This window comes from Lentzea roselyniae, assembly GCF_039537795.1.
GTDB classification, from domain to species: Bacteria; Actinomycetota; Actinomycetes; order Mycobacteriales; family Pseudonocardiaceae; genus Lentzea; species Lentzea atacamensis.
Window position 1 is genome coordinate 1 of record NZ_BAABBE010000095.1, and the last position, 4,531, is coordinate 4,531.

At 66.3% G+C, this 4,531-nt stretch carries 4 protein-coding genes; 1 reads left to right on the forward strand and 3 read right to left on the reverse strand.

All coding sequences use genetic code 11. From position 1 onward, the window contains the following. Positions 1-117 precede the first annotated feature (117 nt). Positions 118-366, reverse strand: coding sequence for a hypothetical protein (locus ABFX45_RS45820; RefSeq protein ID WP_346137367.1), 249 nt, complete (start codon positions 364-366; stop codon positions 118-120). Positions 367-612: 246 nt separating this feature from the next. Between ABFX45_RS45820 and ABFX45_RS45825 the strand changes: the two genes are divergently transcribed. After that, the gene (locus ABFX45_RS45825) at positions 613-765 is read left to right on the forward strand and encodes a hypothetical protein (protein ID WP_233440034.1); all 153 of its coding nucleotides are present in this window, start codon (positions 613-615) and stop codon (positions 763-765) included. A gap of 344 nt (positions 766-1,109) precedes the next feature. Here ABFX45_RS45825 and ABFX45_RS45830 read toward each other — a convergent pair whose 3' ends face one another. Both ABFX45_RS45830 and ABFX45_RS45835 read right to left on the reverse strand, forming a co-directional pair. After that, positions 1,110-1,307 (reverse strand): hypothetical protein, encoded by a 198-nt coding sequence (locus ABFX45_RS45830; protein ID WP_109639406.1) that lies wholly within the window; start codon positions 1,305-1,307, stop codon positions 1,110-1,112. Beyond that, the gene (locus ABFX45_RS45835) at positions 1,307-4,387 is read right to left on the reverse strand and encodes an RHS repeat-associated core domain-containing protein (protein ID WP_346137368.1); all 3,081 of its coding nucleotides are present in this window, start codon (positions 4,385-4,387) and stop codon (positions 1,307-1,309) included. Before ABFX45_RS45835 ends, ABFX45_RS45830 begins: the two co-directional genes overlap by 1 nt. Between the last annotated feature and the right edge of the window lie 144 nt (positions 4,388-4,531).

Here is a 4,531-nt window from a genome sequence, read left to right on the forward strand (position 1 = left end):
GCAACTGGTCGCTCTGGTCCGAGCCGGCGCCCGCTTCGAGAACGGCACACTCGTCGAACGACCCGACGAACACGCACCACCCACCGCAGCATAAAGATCTTCATCCACAGGTCTTGACTATTGCTCCTCGGCGTACTCCGAGTTGCTCAGTTCACTGTGCTCGGACTCCTTCGTGAACGTCTGGACGAGATGCCTGACCTGGCCGGCGCCCTGGAGCGTGGCGCGGTAGGCCGCCTCGTGTTCCACGAAGACCTGCGGGTCGTCGATCGCGTGCAGGGTGAGGACCGGGAGGGATACCTGACCGGTGAGGTCGCTGTCGTAGGAGAGGTCACGGTGCGCGGCGGGGTCGGCGGAGAATCGGGCCACACCTGCATTGAGTGCCCTGTCGTCGTGTGAACCGTCGTACGACACACCTACGTTGCTGAACGGGTTACGGCCGTCGAGCCGCTTGAACACAATGTCCTGGAACAGGAAGGTCGCATAGACCAGACTCGTTTCCAGCGAGCGCTCCGGAATGCGGGTGACGGCGAGGATGTCGTCGAGGTTGCGCTGCTGCAGCGCAGTCCGCTCGGCTGACTGAGATCAACCCTGCCCTGTCAGGCGGAGTTGTGCGTGCCGAAAACCGCATCCGTGCAGGTTAAGCGGCATGGTGATACTCGTGATGACTCCGCCGAGACGGTCCTGTCGATCTACGGTGAGGCGTTCGATCTGGCCGGGTTTGAAGGGCTGGCGCAAGGTCCGCAGGGGTGCTGCGTCGGCGAGTGATCGGTGGGTTCGGTGCTCGTTGTAGTGCCGCTCGTACTCGCGCAGCGCGTGCCGTAGGTGGGTCTGATTCCAGATCAGCGTGCGGTCCAGCAGTTCGGCGCGGAGTGTCTTTACCCTGTGGGGTGCCAAAACACGGCCCAATAGGCCTGACCGGTGCATCAAGCTGCCGCAGTTTCGTACTCGTTGATCAGGCCACCCAGTACTCGTCGGCGATGTACGGTACTGCAGCCGGGCTCTGCGATCGGGTGGTCGGGTCGCGGAGGGGTTTGGTGTCGCACTTGATGAACCACCCGCGACCGAGCCGGGGGCCGGACGGGGAAACCCCGCCCAGCCCCAATAGGTGCTCAGCGCTTGGACCGGTTGTACCGCACCAGGTCCGCGATCCCCTCAGCGAGGAACCCGCCGATGGCGCAGCCGATCAGGACCAGCGCCCAGCCGGCTTCTTCGATGAAGACGAACCCGATCACGGTCGCGGCCAGCAGCAGCGGACCGACGATCAGGTAGTAGCGCTTGGCATGGCGAGGTGGTGGTTGGTCGACCATCAGAACAGTTTCGCAATCTCTCCTGGGAGCCGCGCGACGCCTTTGAGTGCGCCGCCCGCGACGCCGAGTAGTCCGTCGGTGGAGACGTCCTGGCTGGTGCCGCCACCGATTTTCGAACCGAGGGCCGCGCCCGCGCCGCCACCCAGGCCGCCCATCACCGCGGCGGCTCCCGCGCAGCCGAGGCCAGCGGTGGCCGGACAGGCCAGGGTCAGGCCCACGCCGACGGCCATGCCGAGGGTGCCGCCGATGAACGCACCGACCGACGACCCGGTGCTGGCCCCGGTGGGGTCGCTGTTGTTGATCGTGTCGGACTCGGCGTAGGCGTAGGCGTTGCGTTCCTGGTTAGTAGGGTCGGGCGAGGTGAACCGGCCGCGGCCGGAGTTGTAGTAGCGGTACCCGAACAGGACCAGTCCGCCCTGCAGGGTGTAGCCCCCGTTGTAGCGGTAGGCGTTGGCCGCGGCGGCGGGACCGGTGGCCGTGGCGCTGCCGTACGGGTTGTAGGTGTAGGTCGCCGCGATCGCGCCGGTGGTGTCGACGAGTGCCAGCACGCTGCCCTGGTAGTCGGTGACGAAGTTGTACCGGCTGGTGCCCGCCTTCTGCGTGACGAGCTTGCCGTCGGGGTCGCGGCTGACGCTGGTGCGCACGCCGTTGTCGACCGTGCTGCTGATCCCGAGCGCGGTGTGGGTGAAGATGTGGGTCGTCGCCGTGCCCGCGATGGTCTCGGTGATCGTGCGCGGCTGTGCCTGGTTCACGGTGTCGTAGGAGGCGCTGAACGATCGCGCGCCGTCCCTGGTCCCGCTGATCAGCTGGTTGGTCGGCGAATAGGCGTACGTGCCGGCCGGGTTGGCCTCGGTGGTCATGTTGCCCGCGGCGTCGTAGCCGAGTGTGGTGGCACCCGCGGCGGTGAGCTGGTTGGCCGCGTTCACGGTGTGGGCGGTGCCACCGAAGTTGGTGATGTTGTCCAGCTTGTCCACCGTGTAGCCGACCGACCCCGCCTTGGACAGGTGGTGCAGCTGGTCGTAGGTGTAGGTGGTGGTCGTCCCGGCGACCGTCTTGGACTGCATCCGGTCGCTGTCGGCGCCGGACCCGGTGGTGAACGAGTATGTCGCCTTCAGCAGTTCGGTGCCGCCCGCGTTCTTCACGACGAGGCTTGTCTGCCGTCCGGAGTTGTCGTAGCCGGTGGCCTGGCTGCCCGCTCCCGGCCAGGTGGTGCTGGTCCGCCGATCGGCTCGGTCGTAGGCAAACGTGGTGGTCTGGCCGAACGCGTCCCGCAGGCTCGTCAGCCGGTTGCCGGGGTCGTAGCCGTAGGTGGCCGTTCCCGCCGGGTCGGTCAGGGTCTTCAGGTTGCCCGTCTTGTCGTAGGCGTACGACACGGTCTCGGTCGCGCCGGACTGGGTCCTGGTGACGACCGCGGGCTGGCGGCCCGTCGGGTGCGTGTCGTAGGTGAAGGTGGTCTTGACCTGCGGCGTCTCCCGCGTGGTCAAGGCGCCGGTGGCGTCGTAGTGCATCGCCTGCAGCACGGCGCCGTTGTGGCTGATCGACAGGATGCGGTCCAGCCGGTCATAGCTGTAGTCGATGCGCTTGCCCGCCCCGTCGGTGATGCTGGTGATCCTGGACAGGGAGTCATAGGTGTAGCGGGTTGGGCCCAGTGGCGCCGACGGTGTCGTGGTGACCAGGTTGCCCGCCGAGTCGTAGTCGAAGTAGGTCACGTTGCCATTGGCGTCCTTCACGTAGTCGAGCAGCTTCTTCGGCCCGGAGTAGGACCGGACCTCCAGATCGGCCGCCAGCGGCACCGACCGGATCTTCGTCAGGTTGCCCGCGCTGTCGTAGTCGCGGGTGATCTCGTTGCCGGCCGGGTCCTTCACCGAGGTCGGCAGGTTCGGCAGGGACGTGTTGGTGTAGCCGACCGTCGTGGACGCCCCCGTCGGCAGCTTGGCCGAGATGAGGTTGTCCAGCGTGTCGTACGTCGCGGTCGTGGAGTTGTTCAGTCCGTTCGTGACGGATTGGATGTCGCTGTTCGCCGTCCACGTGCGGGATTGGGTGTTGCCGTTGGCGTCCTTGGCCGAGATCTGCCGGTTCTCGTCGTCGAACGTGTAGACGGTCTTGTTGCTGTTGGGGTCGGTCATCGTCGTCTGGGTGTCACTGTCGTAGGTGAACAGCGTGTCCACCGCGCCACCCGGCCGCGGTGTGGTCACCTTCGAGACATTGCCCCAGTCGTCGTACGCGAACGACCAACTGCGGCCCAACTGGTCGGTCAGCGTCAGCGGGCTCGTGTGCTCGTTGTACGTGATGCTCACCGAGTTGCCCGCGCGGTCGGTGAAACGGGTGAGGTTGTCCCGGTCGTCGTAGGTGTACTCACCGACCGTCGTGCCGCTCGGGTCGGTGACCTTGGTGACCCGGCCGGAGGTGTCGGTGGTGAAGGTCGTGACCCGTCCCTGCGTGTCGGCGACGGACGCGATCGAGCCGTTGCTGTTGTAGTAGTAGGTGATCGTGTTCCCGTTGCGGTCGGCCCGGTTCAGCAGCCAGCCGCCGGCGTTGTACGACCACGTCTCCCCGGTGTCGATGAACCTGACCGTGTAGGAGCCGCCGGCGTTCTTGGTGAGCTTGGCCCGGATTCCGTTGCTGCCCATGCCATAGGTGCCGTTGGTCTCGATGAACTCGGCGCACGCCCCACCGTCCATCGGCATGTGGACCTGCCCCGTGAACGAGGTGTCCAGCCGCATCGACTCGCCCGCGTTGAAGTGCCACTTGTCGTCGTAGCCGCGGGAGTGGCGCACTGTCATGGCCTGCCCGGTGCCCGGAATGGTCAACGCCCGGTGGTCGATCCACAGATTGCCGCTCGACAGGTTGACCCCGAACTGCAACCGGTCACTGATCCGGAACCGCTCCATCGGGTAGTCCGGCAGCACGCCCCAGTCCGACGAGCGGCAGGACCACCGCCGGGCTTTCATCTCCTGCGGAGCCTCCGGCGGTGCCCCGCCCACCACCGTCCGGTTGACCTGGCCGGGAGTCCAGGCCGAGGCGGGCACCGTCACCGCCGGTTCGGCCGCCAAAGCCGGGATCGGAACGGATGCAGTCATTGCCACAACTGTTCCCACACTTAGACCGCATCTCGTTTGGGTGTGTTGCAAGGTAGGCTATATCGTTGATCAGCGATGAACGATGTGGAGAAGTGGTGCCCGGAGCCGTTGTGGCTGCTGGCGCAGCCGTTGCTGCCCGATGCG

What these genes read in the sequence shown, in the direction of transcription:
- ABFX45_RS45830 (WP_109639406.1), bottom strand. Translation starts at nt 1,307, where the DNA reads ATGGTCGACCAACCACCACCTCGCCATGCCAAGCGCTACTACCTGATC.
- ABFX45_RS45835 (WP_346137368.1), bottom strand. Translation starts at nt 4,387, where the DNA reads ATGACTGCATCCGTTCCGATCCCGGCTTTGGCGGCCGAACCGGCGGTG.